This is a genomic window from Eubacterium sp. AF16-48 (assembly GCF_003479405.1).
In the GTDB taxonomy this organism is placed as follows: Bacteria; Bacillota; Clostridia; order Lachnospirales; family Lachnospiraceae; genus Eubacterium_G; species Eubacterium_G segne.
Map to the genome: position 1 here is coordinate 1 of NZ_QUHB01000012.1, position 21,600 is coordinate 21,600.

Annotated in this window: 22 protein-coding genes and 1 tRNA gene; 16 read left to right on the top strand and 7 right to left on the bottom strand. The window is 36.1% G+C overall.

What is annotated here, in order from left to right; all coding sequences use genetic code 11:
* From DWW68_RS13500 to lepB, 6 genes are all read left to right on the top strand, one after another.
* Positions 1–198: hypothetical protein (locus DWW68_RS13500; protein ID WP_158576892.1), on the top strand; the 198-nt coding region annotated here is incomplete at its 5' end.
* Positions 199–341: 143 nt separating this feature from the next.
* A complete protein-coding gene (locus DWW68_RS13625; RefSeq protein WP_186840720.1) occupies positions 342–485 on the top strand; it encodes a hypothetical protein in 144 nt (47 codons plus the stop codon).
* A 249-nt stretch (positions 486–734) separates the two neighbouring features.
* On the top strand, positions 735–3,170 hold the full coding sequence (locus DWW68_RS11385) for a family 43 glycosylhydrolase (RefSeq protein ID WP_118589566.1): 2,436 nt from the start codon (positions 735–737) through the stop codon (positions 3,168–3,170).
* Between the two features lie 27 nt (positions 3,171–3,197).
* Positions 3,198–3,335: a hypothetical protein gene (locus DWW68_RS13505; protein ID WP_158576894.1), complete on the top strand. Its 138-nt coding sequence runs from the start codon at positions 3,198–3,200 to the stop codon at positions 3,333–3,335.
* Positions 3,336–3,530: 195 nt separating this feature from the next.
* Entirely contained in the window at positions 3,531–4,151 is a 621-nt protein-coding gene (locus DWW68_RS11390; protein ID WP_118589565.1) for a flavodoxin family protein, read from the top strand.
* Between the two features lie 177 nt (positions 4,152–4,328).
* Positions 4,329–4,985, top strand: coding sequence for a signal peptidase I (lepB, locus tag DWW68_RS11395; RefSeq protein ID WP_118589640.1), 657 nt, complete (start codon positions 4,329–4,331; stop codon positions 4,983–4,985).
* A 178-nt stretch (positions 4,986–5,163) separates the two neighbouring features.
* Here lepB and DWW68_RS11400 read toward each other — a convergent pair whose 3' ends face one another.
* Positions 5,164–6,027: a GNAT family N-acetyltransferase gene (locus DWW68_RS11400; RefSeq protein ID WP_118589564.1), complete on the bottom strand. Its 864-nt coding sequence runs from the start codon at positions 6,025–6,027 to the stop codon at positions 5,164–5,166.
* A 199-nt stretch (positions 6,028–6,226) separates the two neighbouring features.
* On the opposite strand from DWW68_RS11400, the gene DWW68_RS11405 reads away from it, so the two are divergent.
* From DWW68_RS11405 to DWW68_RS11420, 4 genes are all read left to right on the top strand, one after another.
* Positions 6,227–7,129, top strand: a complete 903-nt coding sequence (locus DWW68_RS11405; RefSeq protein ID WP_021952947.1) for a deoxyribonuclease IV — start codon at positions 6,227–6,229, stop codon at positions 7,127–7,129.
* Positions 7,122–8,069: an AEC family transporter gene (locus DWW68_RS11410; protein ID WP_118589563.1), complete on the top strand. Its 948-nt coding sequence runs from the start codon at positions 7,122–7,124 to the stop codon at positions 8,067–8,069. The genes DWW68_RS11405 and DWW68_RS11410 overlap by 8 nt, the downstream gene beginning before the upstream one ends.
* Positions 8,070–8,107: 38 nt before the next feature.
* Positions 8,108–9,889: an oligoendopeptidase F gene (gene pepF / locus DWW68_RS11415; protein ID WP_118589562.1), complete on the top strand. Its 1,782-nt coding sequence runs from the start codon at positions 8,108–8,110 to the stop codon at positions 9,887–9,889.
* Between the two features lie 112 nt (positions 9,890–10,001).
* On the top strand, positions 10,002–10,652 hold the full coding sequence (locus tag DWW68_RS11420; RefSeq protein ID WP_021952944.1) for an HAD family phosphatase: 651 nt from the start codon (positions 10,002–10,004) through the stop codon (positions 10,650–10,652).
* A gap of 62 nt (positions 10,653–10,714) precedes the next feature.
* Here the strand turns inward: DWW68_RS11420 and DWW68_RS11425 are convergent, their stop codons facing one another.
* The 6 genes from DWW68_RS11425 to DWW68_RS11450 all read right to left on the bottom strand — a co-directional run bounded on the left by DWW68_RS11425 (position 10,715) and on the right by DWW68_RS11450 (position 16,734).
* Positions 10,715–11,641, bottom strand: coding sequence for a DMT family transporter (locus DWW68_RS11425; protein ID WP_021952943.1), 927 nt, complete (start codon positions 11,639–11,641; stop codon positions 10,715–10,717).
* Between the two features lie 84 nt (positions 11,642–11,725).
* Positions 11,726–12,313, bottom strand: a complete 588-nt coding sequence (locus tag DWW68_RS11430; protein ID WP_118589560.1) for a YdcF family protein — start codon at positions 12,311–12,313, stop codon at positions 11,726–11,728.
* A 308-nt stretch (positions 12,314–12,621) separates the two neighbouring features.
* A complete protein-coding gene (locus DWW68_RS11435) occupies positions 12,622–13,596 on the bottom strand; it encodes a Gfo/Idh/MocA family oxidoreductase (protein ID WP_021952941.1) in 975 nt (324 codons plus the stop codon).
* Positions 13,597–13,645: 49 nt separating this feature from the next.
* A complete protein-coding gene (locus DWW68_RS11440) occupies positions 13,646–14,167 on the bottom strand; it encodes a MurR/RpiR family transcriptional regulator (RefSeq protein WP_118589559.1) in 522 nt (173 codons plus the stop codon).
* Positions 14,168–14,498: 331 nt separating this feature from the next.
* The gene (locus tag DWW68_RS11445; RefSeq protein WP_118589558.1) at positions 14,499–16,208 is read right to left on the bottom strand and encodes a hypothetical protein; all 1,710 of its coding nucleotides are present in this window, start codon (positions 16,206–16,208) and stop codon (positions 14,499–14,501) included.
* Positions 16,209–16,662: 454 nt separating this feature from the next.
* Positions 16,663–16,734, bottom strand: a tRNA-Gly gene (locus tag DWW68_RS11450).
* A 176-nt stretch (positions 16,735–16,910) separates the two neighbouring features.
* On the opposite strand from DWW68_RS11450, the gene DWW68_RS11455 reads away from it, so the two are divergent.
* The 6 genes from DWW68_RS11455 (at position 16,911) to nadA (ending at position 21,600) form a co-directional block, all read left to right on the top strand.
* Entirely contained in the window at positions 16,911–17,453 is a 543-nt protein-coding gene (locus DWW68_RS11455; RefSeq protein WP_021952922.1) for a phosphatase PAP2 family protein, read from the top strand.
* Between the two features lie 73 nt (positions 17,454–17,526).
* Positions 17,527–17,940, top strand: a complete 414-nt coding sequence (locus tag DWW68_RS11460) for an RrF2 family transcriptional regulator (RefSeq protein ID WP_021952921.1) — start codon at positions 17,527–17,529, stop codon at positions 17,938–17,940.
* A gap of 145 nt (positions 17,941–18,085) precedes the next feature.
* Positions 18,086–18,829, top strand: coding sequence for a cell wall hydrolase (locus DWW68_RS11465; protein ID WP_118589557.1), 744 nt, complete (start codon positions 18,086–18,088; stop codon positions 18,827–18,829).
* A 215-nt stretch (positions 18,830–19,044) separates the two neighbouring features.
* Positions 19,045–20,232, top strand: a complete 1,188-nt coding sequence (nifS, locus tag DWW68_RS11470; RefSeq protein WP_118589556.1) for a cysteine desulfurase NifS — start codon at positions 19,045–19,047, stop codon at positions 20,230–20,232.
* Positions 20,233–20,249: 17 nt separating this feature from the next.
* Positions 20,250–20,633, top strand: coding sequence for a Fe-S cluster assembly scaffold protein NifU (gene nifU, locus DWW68_RS11475; RefSeq protein WP_021952918.1), 384 nt, complete (start codon positions 20,250–20,252; stop codon positions 20,631–20,633).
* 55 nt (positions 20,634–20,688) lie between these two features.
* Positions 20,689–21,600, top strand: coding sequence for a quinolinate synthase NadA (gene nadA / locus DWW68_RS11480; protein ID WP_118589555.1), 912 nt, complete (start codon positions 20,689–20,691; stop codon positions 21,598–21,600).

The following is a 21,600-nucleotide window of genomic DNA, read 5'->3' on the forward strand; positions in this document are numbered from 1 at the left end:
AAGGCAATTGATGACATGATGAATGACGCAAGAATGAGTGGGGAAGCATTAGGAGAAGCGAGAGGAAGAGAAACTGAACGTAAGATAATGCAGGAGAAGCTGGATGAAAAGCAGAACCAAATAGAAAAAGAACGTAAAAGATATGAAAAAGAAATAGAGGAATTAAAGAGGCAGCTAGCCGAGAGGCAGACAGCCTAATAAGAAGCCGGATGGTCAAGGACTGTCCGGCTTTTAAGGTACAACGACCTAATAATAGGATGTATAAGAGTAGTAAGAAGGTGCGCCCTTAAAAATAAATAAAAATTTCTATATCCGGTAACACTAAAATAAAAAGGATAAAAATGAAAGTAGTATTAATTGTTATAGGAATAATTATAGTGGTGTTAATTAATTTTGTATTGTATTGCTGCTTAAGAGTAGCATCTAAAACAGATCAGCTATATGAAAAATTATCAATTTCTGAAAAAGAAGAACAGGAAAAATGAAATGAAGAAATAAATATAAAATAAAAAATATTTAGTCAAAATTCACTAAAAAGTAAAGATTAATAGAAAAAATCCGTCTATTTGTATAATTTTTTTATAGAAAAACTCATTGTATTAATATATAATTGGCTGGTAAGGTTGCGTTATATTAGAGAGAAAAAATCCTGCATATATGCAGGTGGGTGTTGTACACCATATAAAATAATTATATAGAGAGGAGGAGTTGGCAGGAACGCCAATGAGTAAAGGATGAAAAAAGGAAGGAAAGGGTTAGCGGCTTTATTGGTTATGGTAATGGTTATTACCATGATGGGGGGATTTAATGCCGCACAGAAAACCGAAGTAAACGCTGATGAAAAAACTTACTATGCAGGTAATCCAATTATTACCAATATGTTTACGGCAGATCCATCTGCCCATGTGTGGGAAAAGGATGGAAGAATTTACATTTATGCATCTCATGATATTTTCCCATCAAGAGGATGTGACTTAATGGACAAGTATCATGTATTTTCTTCAGATAACATGGTTACATGGAGAGATGAGGGAGAAATCCTTTCATCAGACGATGTATCATGGGGACGTGAAGAAGGTGGATTTATGTGGGCTCCGGATGCAGCTTATGAAAACGGAACATATTATTTTTATTTCCCGCATCCAACAGGTTCAGGGGATGCGTGGAATAACACATGGAGAATCGGTATTGCAAAGAGCAATAGCCCGGCAAGTGGATTTAAGTGTGCGGATGATGGTTATGTAAAGAAAAAAGATGGTTCACCTTATGTTACAGGTATTGATCCATGTATATTTAAAGATGATGATGGTTCATACTATCTCTACACAGGTGGTGGAGCATCATGTTATGTGGCAAAAATGCAGTCTGATATGCAGACATTAGCAGAGGAGCCGGTTAGAATTGACCAGACACTTACAGATTTCCATGAAGGTATGTGGGTATTTAAGAAAGATGGTCTTTACTATGCAATGTATGCAGACAATACAGCAGGTCAGAACCTTATGAGATATTCAACTGCTAATTCACCATACGGACCATGGAAAGAGGGTGGAATTGTTCTTGAAGGAACAGGTTGTGATACAACTCATGGCTCTATAACAGAATATAAGGGTCATTGGTATCTTTTCTATCACAATTGTGAAATTTCAGGAAATGGAACATTACGTTCAGTATGTATTGATGAGGTTAAGTTCAACAGTGACGGTTCTATTCAGACTGTAAAACAGACAAAAGAAGGTGTTGCTAACGTAGATTATGTTAATCCGGCAGATGTAGCGGGAAGCAACAGCAGTCCGGATCCTGCTAAATTTACAGAGAAGACAGATTATAGTATTGCAAATGCACAAATTGGTGGTGGAGCCACAAGAGGCGGGGATGCCATTGAAAACCTTCATTATGAAGGCTCATATGTTGAGTGGAATAATGTAAACGGAGGAAAAGGCGGTCAGGCTATGCTTACCGTATACTATGGAACACCGGATGGAGCTACTGCATTGGTAAAAAGTTCAGGTGACAAGGCAGGTGACGGCTATTTCCTGAAATTTAACAAGACTACCGGATGGGGTGATTATTCAGGCGTGGCTACATGTTTCATTGACTTAAATCCGGGAACTAATAATACAGTTAAGCTTATATGTGGCATGGGTGGTGTAAACATTACCGGAATGTCTATTTCATTACCTGACCAAAACGCACCACAGGAAACAACCCTGGCACCGACACAGAAGCCTACAGAGAAACCTACTGAAGCACCAACTCAGGCACCTGAGTATGGTAAGTGTGATTTGGTTGTTACTGATATTGATACAGAGAAGAATTACTATACAGGAGAAGAAGCAGTATTTACTGTTACGATTAAAAATCAGGGTACAGCAACCAGTGCATCAAATACAAAGCATGGTGTTGCACTTTCCGTAGATGGACAGGTCGTTAACTGGTGTGATACATTCTTCGGACCGTTGAAACCGGGAGAAGAGGTTACTGTTTCCATGAATGGAGGACCAAATACCAAGAAATCATGGACGGTTGTTTCAGGTACACATACAGTTTCTGCTCATGTAAATGATACAAGAGATGTTGATGAGTCAGACACAAGCAACAATATATTCTCAAAGACTATGACATTTACAGATAAACCGGCTAAGTCAGCGGATATCAGAGTAGATGGATATCAGATTAGTACAACTCTTGGTGGATTTAGAACAGTTTATTCAGTAAGTGATCCTAATGCAGAAGTTGAAAGCTTAGGTTTAGTATATGGACTTTCAAGTTATGTTTCAGAAAGTGATATGGTTGTAGGAAGCAGCAATAACAAGGTGTTTGATTATGCAGCAACTGAAAAGGGACGTATGGATATGTCTATTAACGGAGATGAAGACTATGAAAGTTATACTATGACATTACAGTTTGATAAGCAGCAGGTAGCTTTCTTAAGTGAAAAGATGTCAGTTCGTGCTTATGCAAAATTAAAAGATGGCTCAGTTATTTACAGCAAGACACAGAGCACATCAATTTATGATACAGCAGATTACTTGTATAAGAATTTAATGATGAACACTTTAAGTGCACACAATTACCTGTTCAATAACATTTTATCTGTTGTTACACCATCTTATAAGGAAATTGATTACAACTGGAACAGTGCCGTTGTTACTCCTAATGAGATTTAATTGAAATATTCGGGAGGATAGATATTGATGAAGAAGAAAATAATATCCTTTCTTATGGTAATGGTTATATGCCTTACAATGCCCGGATGCTTTGATATGGCACCGGGTGGAGGTAAGGTTAAGGCAGCAGATATTTATTATGCAAAATCGTTGCATAATAAATAATATTAATAAAAAGGGCATGTCACATATGTGGTATGTCCTTTTTTAGAATAAAAATAATAACATTAATAAGTGGGCAGTTCCTTTGTATATTTAAAAATATATGTTATAATGATTTAGTTGTATAAATACAATAAAATAATAAGGGAAAAGAACTCATATTTATGTCTATTCAAAATAACCGGAGGTTAGATTTAAATGAAAGTATTAATGTTTAATGGAAGTCCAAAAGCTAATGGATGTACATATACGGCACTTTGTGAGATGGCAAAGGTTTTACAGGAAGAAGGAATTGAAACAGAGATAATGCATGTAGGAGGCAAACCACTGGGAGGCTGTATGGGCTGTGGCGGATGTGGCACTACAGGAGAATGCGTGTATGGAGGAGTGGTAGTTGAGGCAGCTAAAAAGCTTGAACAGGCAGACGCAGTGGTATTTGGTAGTCCGGTACATTATGCCTCTATTAGTGGAAACATGATGGGATTTCTTCACAGATTATCATGGAGTGCGGGAAAGTATCTTAAATATAAACCTGCTGCAATGGTGGTAAGTGCAAGACGTGCCGGCACAACCAGTGCATTAGATGAAATTGCCAAAATACCTGAATTTTTCCATATGCCACTAATTAATGGAAATTACTGGCCTATGGTTCATGGCAGCACCCCGGAAGATGTTAAAAGGGATGAAGAGGGCCTTCAGATTGTAAGAAATATTGCAAGAAATATGGCATGGATTTTAAAATGCATTGAGGCAGGAAAGGAAAAGGGAATAGTACATCCGGAACCGGAGGCCCAAATTAGAACAAATTTCATAAAATAGTATTAATTTTAACAAAATAGAGAATTTGTTAATAGAATTGTAACAGAACATTTATTGCATATATATTCCATTGATTATATACTAAAAAAGTCAAAAAAATTGGAAGACGAAAGGAAATGTGACGGAATGGAAGATAACAGAAATTACCAATCAGAAGAGGTAGAAGATGAAAATCTGATGGACGACGTGATTGTTAACCCGGCAGATGATTCAGTTAAGGAGAACGGAAAGCCTCGAAAGAAACAGGAAAGTGAACCTATTAATGTAAAGAAGGAGATTTTCAGCTGGATTAGAATAATTGTTGTGGCAGTGGTTATTGCCTTTGTTATAAACAATTTTATTATTATGAATGCCAACGTTCCTACAGGTTCTATGATGAATACAATAATGAAAGGGGACCGCATGATTGGACTTAGAACATCATATTGGCTCTCAGATCCTAAGAGAGGAGACATTGTTATTTTTATCAATCCTGATTATGATGAAAACAGTCCTAAGGATGAGAAGTACTACGTAAAGAGAGTAATTGGACTTCCGGGAGAGAAAGTAACTATTAAGGATGCAAAAATTTATATCAACGATTCAGATAAACCATTAGATGAACCGTACCTTCCGGAAGAATGGGTATATGTAAATGGTTCAGATGAAGAGTTGACATATCAGGTTCCGGAGGGATGTTATTTCATGCTTGGTGATAACAGAAATAACTCCAGTGATGCAAGATTCTGGAACAATACGTACTTAAAGCGTGAGAATGTAATTGCAAAAGCAGTATTTAAGTATTGGCCTTGGGATCACAAGGGATTATTTGAAAAAGTAGACTATGCACAGTAATGTGTGGTAGTGTTGTGCTGAATAATGGTTGCCATAGATATGTGGTAGCACTGAATAAATGGCTGTCGCTAAGATGCGGCGGTCATTTGTTATATTAGAATATTTGGGGGCTGGTACCATTGAAAAATAGGAAAAACAAATATCAACTATTATCAACTATTAAAACATAGCCTAAAAACTACATTTCATATATTTCAGCGCTGTCAACTACCACAAACCCCAGTTTCTTATACAGTGAAATGGCAGGTTTGTTGTCACCACTTACATGAAGCAAAACATATGTGTGGTCTTTGGACAAATAAGAAATTACAGCATCAAGCATTTTAAAGCCGTACCCCATACCACGGTATTTATCAAAAACCAGAACATCATGAATACATACAGTCCTGTCATTAAACAATTCAATAAGGCAGCTGCCAACAGTTGCACCCTGTGAGACCATTTCAAATTTAACACTTTGAGTGGTACTTTCTAAATTCCCGTCAACTATCTTCACATATTTAGGAAGTGTTTTGTAACAGGCACTAGATAATGAAAACTTCATCATATATTCAGTGGCAGTTTTTTCAAAGCCTAAATGAGACAAAACAGCACAACCGGTAGAATTCTTGGAATTTAACATTGCTGAAATATAAAAGTCATTATAATCAGTTAAAAATGAGTCTAAAAGAGATGACATTAAATTTAGTTTTCTGTACTTCGGAAGAACATATCCACAAATATCAACAATTTCATTATTATAGAAGTCAGCACTTAAAAATCCTACTGTTTTTCCCTCATGTACGCCATAGTACAAAACAGGTAACGGATTAACCCGATTTGAATCATCATATGAAACAGGTGAAGAGCTACCCGGGGTTGAACCATTACATAAAACCGATTCGGAATCATCACATGAAACAGATAACGCCTCATTTTCTCCGAAAAACAGTTGGGGAATATATTGATTTTCGTTTTTGCAGATTTCATAAATATTGGTGCAAATTTCCCTTAAATCCTTTGAAATAGCATAACTTTTTTTCATGTCAAATATAAATGTCATAACAGAACCCCTTTCCCGAAAAAACGACGAATGTTAAATAAAAATATGTTTAAACGGTGTCACTTAAATTGGTTTGATTATACCAAATGCAATAGAAAAAATACAGTATATGTGGTATAGTGGGAAAGCAAAAGGTTAATATTATTAGATAAATACCATTGGATAAAAATTACAAAATAAAGGTTTTATGGAGAGTGTTATGTTGAAAATAGGTTCACATGTTAAGATGAGTGGCAAGGATATGCTTCTTGGCTCGGCGAAGGAGGCAAAATCCTATGGAGCAAATGTTTTTATGGCATATACCGGTGCACCTCAAAATACCAAAAGAAAAGATGTAAGTGAATTAAAGATAAAAGAAGCATGGGAATATATGCAAAAAAACGGCATTGAAGATATTATAATTCATGCACCATATATTATTAATTTAGGCAATACCATTAAGCCTGAAACCTATGAAATTGCAGAAAAGTTTTTGGCTACGGAATTAGACAGAACGGAAAAAATGGGAAGTAAGGTTATGGTTTTACATCCCGGCTCCCACGTTGGAGCAGGTGTTGACGCAGGAATTAAGCAGATAATAAATGGCATAAACAATGTACTTAGCAGAGACACAAAGGCATATATAGCATTAGAGACCATGGCAGGAAAAGGAAGCGAGATAGGCAGAAACTTTGAGGAAATTGCAAGAATTTATGATGGCGTAAAATATAACGATAAGCTCCGTGTCTGCTTTGACACATGCCATGTAAACGATAGTGGATATGATTTGGTAAATGATTTAAGTGGAACATTTGAGAAATTCGACAAAGTAATAGGAACTGACCAGATTGCGGTTTTTCATATTAATGACAGCAAAAATCCCTGTGGTGCAGCAAAAGACAGACACGAAAACATTGGCTTTGGAAACATAGGATTTGAAACTCTTAAGGAAATTGTCTATATGAAGGAATTTGAAAATATTCCAAAAATTCTAGAGACCCCATATATTAAGGATCCGGATAACGATAAAAAATCCTATGCACCCTACAAATTTGAGATAGAAATGTTAAAGCAGAGAGAATTAAATCCTAATTTGCAAAAAGAGGTTATTGAAAATGAATAGCTTGATTTATGGTTTAAATGCAACAGTTCCGGTTTTTCTGGTAATTGTTGTGGGATATTTACTTAAAAAAATAGGCTGGATAAATGAAGGATTTATAAAGGCATCAAATAAAATTAACTTTACAATTACCCTGCCGGCTTTACTTATACAGGACATGATGAACAATGATTTTCTGCAGAAATTTGACGGAATGTATGTTGTATATTGTGCAGTGGTAACGTCAATATGTTTCTTCGCCACATGGGTTGGAGCTAAATTGCTGGTAAAGGATAAAACAATTGTTGGTGAGTTTGTTCAGGCTTCATATCGAAGTAGTGCGGCAGTGTTAGGAGCCGCATTTGTGTTTAATATATATGGGGACACAGGAATGGTGCCTCTGATGATTTTAGGGGCGGTACCACTTTATAATGTTTATGCAGTTCTGGTTTTAACAGTGGAATGTCCGCAGAAAGGCGCAAGTCAGGATAAAACCTTACTAACCACCTTAAAGGGAATAGTAACAAATCCTATTATTTTAAGTATTTTTGCCGGGGTTATTTTATCTGCAACAAAGGTGCAGTTCCCTAAAATAATAGATAATACCATAGGAAATTTTGCAAGAATAGCCACTCCGTTGGCACTTTTGGCAATTGGTGGCAGTTTTGAATTTGGAAAGGCAATAAAAAAGGCAAAGCCTGTCATTGTTGCTACGTTTTTTAAACTTATAGGCTGGGCAATGGTATTTTTGCCAATAGCTGTGTGGTTAGGATACAGGGATGAGAAGCTGATGGCACTGGTTATTATGCTGACATCCCCTACTACTCCAAGTTGTTACATAATGGCAAAAAGCATGAAATCAGAAGGAACTCTTACAAGCAGTGTTGTAGTGTTGACAACCCTATGTTCTGCATTCACCCTGACCGCTATTATATTTGTATTAAAAAGCCTGGGATTATTGTAGGATAGGGCATTAAATAAAATAGACGAGGAGGAAACCAAATGAAGAGAAGTGAACAGAAAATTCAGGATACCTGGAAAATGGAGGATATGTTTATAAGTGATGAGGCATGGGAAAAGGACTTTGAAAAGGCAACAAAGATGATTCCTCATTATAGTGATTTTTCAGGTGAAGTTTCAAAGGATAAAGAAAAATTAATTGAATATTTTAATTTCAATGATGAGATAAATTTGTTAGTGGAAAGACTTTATGTATATTCAAACCAAAAGTACCATCAGGATATGGCAGAGGCAAAGTATCAGGCATATTCAGGAAAGGCACAGAAACTGACAGTAGACATAGGAAGCGCATCAGCTTTTTTTGAACCGGAAATTTTGGAAATGGAGGAAGATACATTACTTTCATGGATGCAGGATGACAGGCTGGCCGATTACCGGAGATATGTGGGAGAAATATTGAGAGGAAAAGCTCATACTCTTGATAAGAAGACAGAAGAAATTTTGGCAAAAAGCAGAAAAATGGCGGCAGCAGCTGACAACATTTATTCAATGTACAATGGTGCCGATATTGATTTCCCGGTGGTAAAGGGAAGTGACAATAAGGAAATCAAAATAACCCATGGCAATTATGTCCCAATTCTTGCGGGAGAGGACAGAGAACTTAGAAAAAATGCCTTTAAGGCTTTATATGATACCTATGGCAAAATGAAAAATACAATTGCGGCAACCTTTAATGCAAATGTTGAGCAGGCATGCTTTTATGCAGATGTGAGAAATTATCCCTCATCCCTTGCAATGCACCTTGATGGAAGTAATATCCCGGTGTCAGTTTATGATAATTTAATAGATGTTGTGCACGAAAACATGGGATTGATGCACAGATACGTTAAATTAAGAAAGAAGATTCTTGGAGTGGATGAACTACATATGTATGATGTTTACGCTCCAATTGCTAAGGCACCTAAGGATAAAATACCTTTTGAAAAAGCAAAGGAAATGGTTTTAGAAGCACTAAAACCTATGGGTGAGGATTATCTTTCCAAGTTAAAAGAAGGCTTTAACAACAGATGGATTGACGTTTACGAAAATGAAGGAAAAAGAAGCGGGGCATATTCCTGGGGAGCTTACGGAACCCATCCTTATGTGTTGCTTAACTATCAGGGAACTCTTGATGACGTGTTTACTCTAGCACACGAAATGGGGCATGCTCTTCATTCATATTATTCCGATACAACACAACCATATATTAATGCAGGATACCGTATTTTTGTGGCAGAGGTGGCATCTACATGTAATGAGTCACTTTTAATACATCATTTGCTGAAAAACACTGATGACAGGGATACGAAAGCTTATCTTATTAATCATTTTCTTGAGCAATTTAAGGGAACGCTGTATCGTCAGACAATGTTTGCTGAGTTTGAAAAAATAACTCATCATATGGTAGAGCAGGGAGAAACTTTAACAAGTGACCTTCTTTGTGAAACATATTTGAATTTAAATAAAGAATATTTTGGAGAAGAAATGGTATCGGACGATGAAATCGCTTTGGAATGGGCGAGAATACCACATTTCTATAATCCGTTTTATGTTTATCAATATGCAACGGGAATTTCAGCGGCAATAGCCCTTTCTAAGAAAATAATGAATGAAGGGGAAAGTGCTGTTAAGGATTATATGAAGTTTTTAACAGGAGGCGGTTCAAAGGATCCTATTGACCTTCTTAAAATGGCAGGAGTGAATATGGCTGAAAAAGAGCCGGTACAGCAGGCACTTAACCTGTTTGGTGATTTATTAGACCAAATGGAAGAAATAGTAAAATAAAATCTTTTTATTGGAAGCCTGCCGGAATTTAGTATATGATATTACACAGGTGCAATGTTAATGGCATTGTAATGAGGGACAATGCAGTTGATAAAAAAATATGGAGCATAAGATGAAATTTAATGAAAATTATAAGGGCTATATATTTGATTTAGATGGGACCATTCTTGATAGTTCATGGGTATGGGATATGGTTGACATAAAATTCCTGGGAGATAGAGGCTATGATGTCCCTGAGGATTATGTGGAATCAATTTCTCCGTTAGGGGCTTACAAGGCGGCAGTTTATACCATTGACCGGTTTAATCTTCATGGGGAAAAACCGGAAGAGCTGGTAAGGGAATGGTTTGACATGGCAAAGGAAGAATACGCAAAAAAAGTAGTATGTAAGCCTGGAGCAAAGGAATATATCACACACCTTTTTAAAGGGGGAAAGAAGCTGGCTGTTGCTACGTCTTCAGATCGGGAGTTATTTATGCCTACTTTGGAAAGAGAAGGAATACTTAACTGTTTTTCTGAAATTGTAACAGTGGATGAGGTAAAACGTGGCAAAGGTTTTCCTGACATATATGAGGAAGCCGCCAGACGTATTCACCATGAAAAGAAGGATTGCGTTGTATTTGAGGATATTCTCACAGGAGTTATGGGGGCAAAAGCAGGGGGATTTACGGTGGTTGCCGTTGAAGATGAAAAATCTGAATGTAATAAAATGAAGATAAGGGAAATTGCAGATTATTATATTGAAAAATATCCCTTTGTGTAAATATAAAGCCCCGTTGCAAATATCATAAATGACGTTGCAGCAGGGCTTTAGTTATTTAAAGATTAATTTTTATATTTTTTAAAATTGGGAGCAGGTAACTGGGCTAAAATTATGGCAACAAAAATCAATCCGCATCCGGCTAACTCACGGGAACCCATGGACTGACCTAAAATTATCCATCCTGCAATAACTGAAAATACTGATTCAAGACTCATTAAAAGGGAGGCTACAGTAGGGTTTAGACCCTTTTGTCCAATAATCTGTAGTGTATAAGCTACGCCGCAGGAGAAAATTCCGGCATACAAAATAGGAATCCATACATCAACTGTCATAAGAGGTGGAATCCATTGGAAAATGCCTGTTATTGAATGTTTCATATCGAAAATAAACATTGGCACTGCTGATGTGATTCCACATACGAAAAACTGGATGCAGGACATTTTAACACCATCTACTAAAAGTGAGAAATAATCAATAATTAAAATATGTAATGAAAAAATAAAAGCACAAAGTAGCAGTAGCAAATCTGCTAAATTAAAGCCAGAGGAACCTTTGGCACATAAAAGATATAAACCTGCTAATGAGAGACATACCCCAATCCAAATATTAATACCGCATTTTTTCTTTAGAAAAAGACCAAGTATAGGCACAATCAGAATGTAGCAGGCAGTAAGAAAACCGGCTTTACCGGCAGATGCACCAAGATATAACCCAAGTTGTTGCAGATTGCTTGCCAGAGACAATGCAAGTCCGCAGCAAATACCACCAATAATTAAAAGTTTTCTTTCGGTTTTATCGGACTTACCTTTTCCCTTATTTAAAAAGAAAATAACAGGAATAAGTACCAGTGAGCCAATAAACGAACGGATGCAGTTGAAGGTATACGGGCCACATGCATCCCCACCGGAACTTTGGGCTACAAAAGCAACACCCCATATAAAAGCTGTAAGAATTAAAAGTAGTGAATGTCTTAATTTTAAACTGTTCATAAATTTCTCCATATGTATATATTTGTACAAACAGTAGTATTTTACTTCATGGAGTGGGTTTTTGCAAATGGGAAAGAGCATCCTTTAATTTAATAATTTATACCACTTATAACCAATATAGAAAAAAGTCTCTCTTGCTACAAAGGGGATTTTTGATTTCAAGGTTTTATATGCACTGGTGTCGGTAGGAGACGAAAATGCATCTATGTCACAGTCTTTTGATAATAACATAGACCTTTTCATATGCAGTGGGTCACTTACAATTAATGCTGTTTTAAATTTATTATTATCCATTATTGTTTTGGAGTATTCTAAATTCTCCTGAGTAATTGTGGATTTATCTTCTTTAAATATATCTTCCAAGGGAATGTTATTTTCAGTCAAATATTCTGCTGCCACATCAGCATCACTTCTGGTATTACCCGCACCTATTCCACCGGTAACAATTAATTTCTTCACTTTTCCTTCATTGTAAAGTTTAATAGCGTGATTTAATCTTTGCTTGTACACCTCAGATACTTCTGTATCATTACAGGCCGCACCTAATACAATCGCCACATCACATTCTTTGTCTTCATAAACATTGCTGTAGGTGCAAATGGAGACTACATTACTTATTATATAAATTAATATAATTACCGGTATTATAAATAAAAATTTTCTTTTCTCCATATCTGTCGCCCTTTTATATTAAAAACACTAGCGTTATCATTCTTTGCTACTTAAATATATGTTTTTATAATAACAAATATTTTAGGGGATATCAAACGTTGTGTTTTGGTGTTGTGCCAATGAAAGTCGGTAAAGTTGAGTGGATATGTCGTAATAAATGTCGTAATAAATGTCGTAATAAATGAAAAAAAATGTATGAAAAACTATTAGTGGTGGAGATTATACAAATAAATATGACAGAACTGCGTTGACAATACACAATGCAGTTCTGCCAGTTAAGAATTTTTATATATTAAGGGAAATTTTAATTATTCTTCTTCAGGGTATTTTAATCCCCATTCCTTTCTGAAGGCTGTCATTAATTCCATAACATCTTTTGTATATTCAAGATGCATGCACGCTGTATCACCGTTTATTGCACGTTCCATATCAGCAAGCTCATAAGCAAGGGCGTCTGCATTTTCACCGGCTTTAATAACTTCTGTTTTACCTGTTTCTGCATCGGTAATTGTTGCCTCCCAGGCTCTTGGATATTCTAAAATTTCTATATATCCCTTTTCACAGGAAATCATGCCTCTCTTAGGTTGTTTAGAATGAAGTGAAAGCATAACTGATGCCATCTGACCTTCATTATTCATAAGTAATAATCCGGCCTGTTCATCCACGCCGGTTGGTGCCGTTTTTACCTGAGACAGAATCTTAGTTGGTTTAGAATCCATAAACCATCTGATAAATGAAAGAGCATAAACACCTATATCCAGCATAGCTCCACCGGCGAGATTTCTGTTAAAGAAACGATTGTTCATGTCGTATTCCTTAAAACTGCCAAAATTCATTGTGATAAGATTTATCTTGCCTAAAGTTCCGGAATCTATGATTCTTTTAAGCTCTTTATATATTGGCATATGGAATATTGTCATTGCCTCTCCAACAACAACATTCTTTTCATCAGCCAACGTCAAAGCTTCATTTAATTCATCGCTGTTTAATGTAATGGATTTTTCTACCAGAATATGCTTTCCGTGGTTAATAGCCTTTTTCATAAATTCTATATGTGTATTGTGAGGAGTTGTAATATAAACCACATCCACCTCAGGATCATCAAATACGTCATTCATGTTGTCATATACTTTGGCTATATTATATTTTTTCGCAAATTGAACTGCCTTTTCATGTGTTCTGTTAGCAACTGAATAGATGCTTTTTCCGTTCTTTTGTAAAGCCTCAGCCATCTGATTTGCAATAACTCCAGTTCCAAGTACTGCCCATTTAATTTCTCTCATAAATCCAACCTCCTGTAAAATGATTAAATATAATTTCGCATCAATACACTTATACGAAAGCAAGTTGTGTTTCCAAAACCGGTGTGGATATGGCAGGAATCCCAATTTGATTTAATTTATAGGCTCCGTCCATTGCAACGGGAATGGTATTTCCCACAGCTGCAAATAACACGCTTCTGGCATTATTGATTTTGTTTAATATTTCATCAAGATTATCCGTATCCATCATGGAAACTGTCTGGGTTAATTCCGCAACCTTATTGGCAAGAATACTTTTCAGAGACTGTTTTTTGTTGTCTATTGAAATATCATTACTGTATTCTTCATTATCCTCTCTATTTACCAGTTCCTTTGCAATGGATATTTTCAAATGATGAAATCCTTTTAACCCGATTTTTTTACAAAATCTTGATATGGAAGCTTCGCTAACCTGACATTTAACTGCCAGTTCTCCAACGGTCACATCCACTATATCTTTGGGGTTCCTGATAATATAATCGCCTATTTTCTTTTCTGTTTCAAAAAAACTATCATATAGCGTACATATTTGATTTAAAACTGACTTTTCCATTTATGATTCCTTTTCGTTATTTTCGTATTAATATGAGGATTGCAGGAGCATATGGCAAGTGGCAATCTGTATCTTGAGTGTTAAAAGAACTTTTGACATCAAAGCATTAGTATAATTATAGCATAAGTTTTAATAAAATAAATCTATGTTGAGAATATTGGGCATTTCATCATTTTTTTATTGTAGTTACTGTTAGCTAAATAGATAAGGCTTTAATGACTGCTTTATCGGTGTCTGACGCTTCATTAGTGTCAAATGTATTGCTTCCAAGCATTAAAAAAGAAGAGAAAACCGGATTTTGGCTTTCCCTTCTTTTTAACTGTTTATAATTTTATTTTTTTATCTTAACCTGCTTTGGCTTTGACCATTTGCCCTGATAAGTTTTCTTTCCTTTGACAACAATGGCTTTTGCTCTTGCATACAATTTTTTAGCCTTTTTAAACTTGCTATTTGATACACTATATGTCAATTTCTTAGTTGTTTTTGTCACTATTGTCTTTTTAAACTTCTTATCTTTTGCAATCTGTACTTTGTACTTGGTTGCGCCTTTAACTCTCTTCAATGTAAGACTTATTTTCTTAGCATTTTTCTTTTTAATTGCTTTTTTAACAACTGTCTTTCCAACCTTTACAGATGATGTTTTTGTAGTCTGACTTGGTTGTTTTTTAGTTGTTGTTTGTGCATTTGTATTTGACTCCTGTGGCTTTGTAGTTTCTACTGCTGGTGTTGTCTCTGTTTTCTCAGTTGTAGTTTCTATTTCAGGTGTTGTCTCAACTGATGGAGTTGTCTCAACTACTGGTGTTGTTTCATTTTCTGAAGTTGGTTTTGCAGTAGTTGTTGGTTCTGCAGTAGTTGTTGGATTTGTAGTTGGTTCCTCGTATTCTGAATATGCAGGATCTGCAAGTTCTGCAGGTGTTCTTCCTGAGAGTCCGGGGTCTGCCTTAATTGACACAGTTTTCTTTAATCCAAATGATTCTACATTGTTACTTGTATACTGTGATCTTACTTCTACTTCATATGTACCTGTCGCAAGTCTGTTTTCATAGTAACTTGCCACATCCCCATTGATTCCTACCTTAATACAAACACCATCTACAAAAAGATTCAATCTCTGACCTGTTAAATCTGCCACATTAGACCATGCAATAGTAAATCCATAGTCTATACCTTCTGTTAAAATTGAAAGTCCAAGTGGTAATGTTGGCTGATTTGGTTTGTCAAATGACTGTGCATTATCTATAAACTGACCTTTAACAGTAACCTTTGATGACCGACCAAATGATGTTGCCGCCAAAGCTGACTCTCTGCCTTCTGCATCCACTGCTGATAAATATGCCAGATATTCCCCTGCCGATACACTTTCCAATATAACATTTGAATTGGTAATTCCGTCCACATATACACGTCTGTAAGGTGTACCTGTCTTTGCATCAAATAAATATAAATTGTAACCTACAACTGATGAATCTGCTGATGGAATACTTGCTTCTGATGATGGTGCCCATGCAACACCTAATTTATTGTCTGCCTGCGCCGGATTGTCAGCAGGAACTTCCGGATTTCCTGTAATATAACTTAATCCCGCCGGTGTTTTTGGACCTATGCAATTAACAGGATATGTGTAATTAAGAGTTGCTCCTGTTACTGTAAAGCTAACTTCTTCTGATAATGATCCCTCACCCATGCTGTTTACATTTGCAGCCCGCGCTGTATATGAACCTGCTGAAAGTCCACCTACTACACCGCCTTTTGTAGCATTGCCAATCTTTGTAACTAACTTTCCATCCTTGTAAATATAAATGACTGTTGCTGTAACAGTTGGATCATATCCATCTACATTTGCTGTGTCATCGGCTCCTGCCCATGCAAACATAATTGCATTTTCAATTGTATCCGGACCACTTTTGCTAACAGCAACAAGTCCTAATATTTTCTTAGGTAATGATGCTGCACTTATATTGTTTGTTGGATAGTATGTAATCGAAGATACTATCATTGCAATGGCACAAATAATCGCACCAAATTTCTTCAACCTTTTCATTTCATAAACCTCTCTTTCATTTGATTAAATATTTATTTAAATTGTACATTTGTAAAGAGTTATTTGTTAGTATTATATTTTTATATATGGGATTAATTTTTTAGGAAAGTGTTTTAATTTTAAGATTTTCCATATATATATGTGCAAACACAAAAAACTCCTAAGAAGCAACGACCGAGGCGGAAGCCGAGAAATCGAACTTTCGAGCCCGGGACTGGGCTCGCTTATGCAACACGAAATGCAACATAAATAAAACCAATACCACTAAATTCCTTAAAAAAAGGCAAAAAAAGCGCGAGACGGGTTGCGGGTGTCCTGTGGACACCTCTTTGCGAAGCAAAGAAGCAACGACCGAGGCGGAAGCCGAGAAATCGAACTTTCGAGCCCGGGACTGGGCTCGCTTATGCAATAAAAATGGGCACCTGTTAAGGTACCCATTTTATTGCATAAGAAAAGCGCGAGACGGGGATCGAACCCGCGACCCCCTCCTTGGCAAGGAGGTGCTCCACCACTGAGCCACTCGCGCATTGTTTCGTGCGTGTCACACGCAAGACATATAATACTATATGGCAATGGTTTTGTCAACAATAAAATTAAAAAAAGTTAAAGTTTTCGTAATAAAGATATGAAAATGTTTATTTGCAAAGACAATAGGTTTGTGATTAAATATATAATAAACATAAATATAAAAGCGAGGTTGTTATGTCATTGGATTGGAATGTTTTAAACTGGATACAGGAAAACTTGCAATGTGATTTTTTAGATGTATTTATGAGTAAATTCACATTGTTAGGAGAAATGGGAATAATTTGGATTGCCATAGCCATAGGACTGCTTATTAGCAAAAAACATAAAAAAGCAGGATTGCTGGTACTTATTGGATTATTGTTAGGAGTTATAATAGGAAATGGAATATTAAAAAATCTGGTTATGAGATCAAGACCGTGCTGGATAAATACAGATTTTAATCTACTTATTGCAAATCCAAAGGATTATTCATTTCCGTCGGGACATGCATTGTCCTCAACTATTGCAGCAACAGTTATTACATTATATAGGAAAAAATGGGGAATAATAGTTATTCCAATAACCGCTCTTATGGCTTTCTCAAGATTATACCTGTATGTACACTTCCCTACAGACATTTTAGGAGGAATTGTTATGGGAATTATCATTGGATATGTTACATATTTTTGTGGAAATAAAATTATTGACAGTGTAGGCAAAAAGAAGAATGCCTTATAGGTTAGGGAAAAACACCAATTGATTTTCTTTAATTCCTATTATATACTAGGAATTAAAGAAGGAGGCAGTTAAAATGATGATTTCAACAAAAGGGCGTTATGCTCTAAGGGTTATGATAGATTTGGCACAAAATTCCAAGGAAGGATTTGTTTCCCTAAAGGACGTGGCAAAGAGACAGCAGATATCCATGAAATACCTTGAGATGATTGTGTCTATACTTAATAGAGGAAAAATGGTCAAAAGCCAAAGAGGAAAGGCAGGAGGCTACAGATTAATTAAAGATCCTTCAGAATACAGTGTAGGTTCCATTATAAAACTGGCGGAGGGTACCTTAGCACCGGTTTCTTGTTTAGAAGAAGGGGGAAGCTGTGACAGAATGGAGAAGTGTGTAACATATCCATTGTGGAAACAGTTAGATGAGGTAATAGATGATTACCTTGAAAATGTCACTTTGAAGGACTTGATGGATGGAAATGTAAAAAAATAAAAACATAAAAATAAAATAATTTAAGGCTTAAGTATTCTTGTGTTAATTAAGTGTTACGTAATCCTTATTGACAAATTACAAAAATTACGGCATAATTAACAACTGTGAAAACATTGTAATAATTTCGTAACAAACGGAGGTTAGGGTGAAGAGTAAAATATACGGGTTGCTTTTAGCGTCCCTTATGATAGTTACTTTATGTCCTTTAAGTGTGTCGGCGAAAAGTGTTAATAATAAAGCAAAAACAGTTACGGTTTCTCAAACAAATGATGTGATTACAGTTTCAAAGAATGTTAAGGTAAACAGCACTTTTTCAAGCCCGAAGGCTTTAGGCATAAAGAAGGCAAAATTAAAGCGTTTATACAATATAGTTTCAGATAATACAAAGGTTGCCACAGTTACGGCAGCAGGAACGGTTAAAGGTATTAAGAAAGGTGCCACAACCATTACGTTAACATCAAAGGCAGATGGTTCTGTATATGCTAAGATTAATGTAAATGTTAAGAACCGTTACAATAAGCAGAAGTTAAGACTTATGTCAGCTATTATTTATGCAGAAGCCGGTTCAGAGTGTTATGCAGGAAAGAAAGCAGTTGGTATTGTTATTATGAACCGTGTGCGTTCTAAGGATTTTCCGGGAACGTTAAAGAAGGTTATTTATCAGCCGGGACAGTTCGGACCTGTAAGAAACGGTTCATTAAAGAAAGCTTTAAAGTTATACGATGAAGGCAGACTTAATAAGAAATGCATTAAAGCTGCGAAAGCTACTCTTAATGGAGACAGGGTAGTGACTTACAAAAATGTAAAGACAGACATGAGTAGTTATTTATTCTTTAGTGGGTATGTAAGTGGTATGAGATTACAGATTCAGGGACATCAGTTTAAATAGTTTTTCTATAGATTTCACTTTAAGGAGATGTACCGCATTGGTTAAGGAGATTAATTAATGCGATACATCTTTTTGATATTGCTAAGAATGTATTGAATTAACTGTCAAATTAGTGCAAATAATACCTTTATAACAATTATGAATAAAGGGCTTTACAAATAAAACTATATGAAGTATAATTCCTATGAAAAAGATAGGAATAAGGAGGAAACATTATGTATATATACGCTGACAATGCGGCAACAACAAAGACAAGTCAGGCAGCTATTGATGCCATGGTTGACATTATGAACAATGTGTATGGTAACCCATCAAGCCTTCATACTGTAGGACAGAAGGCTAAAGAGGCATTAGAAAAGGCAAGAGTTGAAGTGGCACAGTGCCTAGGAGCTGATTTTAAGGAAATATATTTTACATCAGGTGGAAGCGAAGCTGATAACCAGGCAATTATTTCAGCAGCAAAGTTTGGTGCAAGAAAGAATAAAAAGCATATTATTTCCACTAAGATTGAACATCACGCAGTGCTTCACACATTAAATAAATTAGAAAAAGAAGGCTTTGAGGTTACACTTTTAGATATAGATGAAAGTGGAATTGTAAAACCTGAGGATGTGGAGAAGGCAATAAGAGAAGATACAGCTCTTGTTACCATAATGTATGCCAATAATGAAATTGGAACTATCCAGCCTATAGCAGAAATCGGAAAAATCTGTAAGGAGAAAGGGGTAATTTTCCACACAGATGCTGTTCAGGCAGCAGGACATCTTCATATTGATGTAAATAAAGAAAATATTGATATGTTATCATTATCAGGTCATAAATTCCACGGACCGAAAGGTGTTGGAGTATTGTTTGCAAGAAAGAATATTCCTCTGGTAAATATAATAGAAGGTGGAGCTCAGGAAAGAGGAAGAAGAGCAGGAACTGAAAATCTTCCGGCTATTGTAGGTATGGCAAAAGCATTAATGGATGCAACAAAAGCCATTGATGAAACAGCAGAAATTGAAATTAAATTAAGAAATCACCTTATTGAAGGTTTGGAAAAAATCAGTCATTCTATTTTAAATGGTGACAGAGAAAAGAGACTTCCGGGAAATGTAAATTTCTGCTTTGAAGGAATTGAAGGAGAGTCATTATTGTTATTATTAGATGCTAAGGGAATTGCCGCATCTTCAGGTTCAGCGTGTACATCAGGTTCCCTTGACCCAAGCCATGTACTTTTAGCTATTGGAAGACCTCACGAGATAGCTCATGGTTCTTTGAGACTTACTATCTGCCGTGATAATACAATGGAAGAAATTGATTACATGATAAAAGAAATAGCTAACGTTGTTGAATATTTAAGAGGAATTTCACCGGTTTGGGATGAACTGGAAAAAGGTGAAATTAAGCACATTATTTAATTTTTGGAGGTGTCAATATGTTATATAGTGAAAAGGTTATGGATCATTTCATGAATCCTAGAAATGTTGGAAAAATAGAAGATGCTGATGGCGTAGGTGAAGTGGGAAACGCAAAATGTGGCGATATAATGAAAATATATATTAAGGTTAATGACGGAATCATTACAGATGTTAAGTTTAATACATTTGGATGTGGCTCAGCAATTGCCAGCAGTTCCATGGCAACAGAAATGATAAAGGGAAAACCTGTATCAGAGGCATTAGAGCTTACCAACAAAGCAGTTGCAGAAGCACTTGACGGATTGCCTGCTCATAAGTTACACTGTTCAGTGTTAGCAGAAGAAGCAATTAAGGCTGCTATTGAAGATTACGAGAAAAAGAAAGAAGCTAAAAGCGAATAAAGACAAATCTTTTGCCATGGATTTTTTCTTTTAGCTTACAGGAAAGAGTGAATTTATGATAAAAGATTTACAGGAAGAAATTTTAAAGTTAAAAAAGGAAAAGGATATTTGCATTTTAGCCCATTGTTATCAGAATCCTGAGATTTTAGAGGTGGCAGATTTTACCGGAGACAGCTTCGGGCTTTCAGTAGAGGCTGCAAAGACCAGTGCTAAGACAGTAATTATGTGCGGCGTCAGATTTATGGCTGAAACAGTGAAGATTCTTTCACCGGATAAAAAGGTAATACTGTCAAATGCAGACGCAGGCTGTCCCATGGCAGAAATGATGGACAAGGATTTAATTGAACAGGTTAAGAAATCCTATCCGGATTATACTGTGGTGGCATATATTAACACAACAAGTTCCCTTAAGACTATTTGTGATGTTTGCGTTACATCTTCATCAGCAGTGAATATTTGCAAAAAAATAGAAAATGATAAAATCTTATTTATACCTGACTGCAATTTAGGTGCGTGGGTAGCACAGCAGCTACCGGAGAAAACCTTTAAGCTGTTAAACGGAGGCTGCCCGACTCATGCAAGAATGGGTTCAGAGGATGTTAAACGTGCAAAGGAAAAATGGCCGGATGCTTTAGTATTAGTTCATCCTGAATGTAAGCCGGAAGTGGTAGAATTGTCAGATTACGCAGGTTCAACTACAGGAATTATGAGCTATGCCAAAAACAGCCAGGCAAAGGAATTTATTATTGGAACTGAAAACAGTATTGTAACCCATTTACAGATGGAATGTCCTGATAAGATTTTCCATCCGTTGTCAAAGGACTGCATTTGTCATAACATGAAGGCAACAACCCTTACAGACGTGCTTAACTGTTGCAAGGGAATTGGTGGCGAGGAAATTAATCTTGATGAAGATACAAGATTAAAGGCAAAGGCATGTATTGACAAAATGATAGAACTTGGTTAA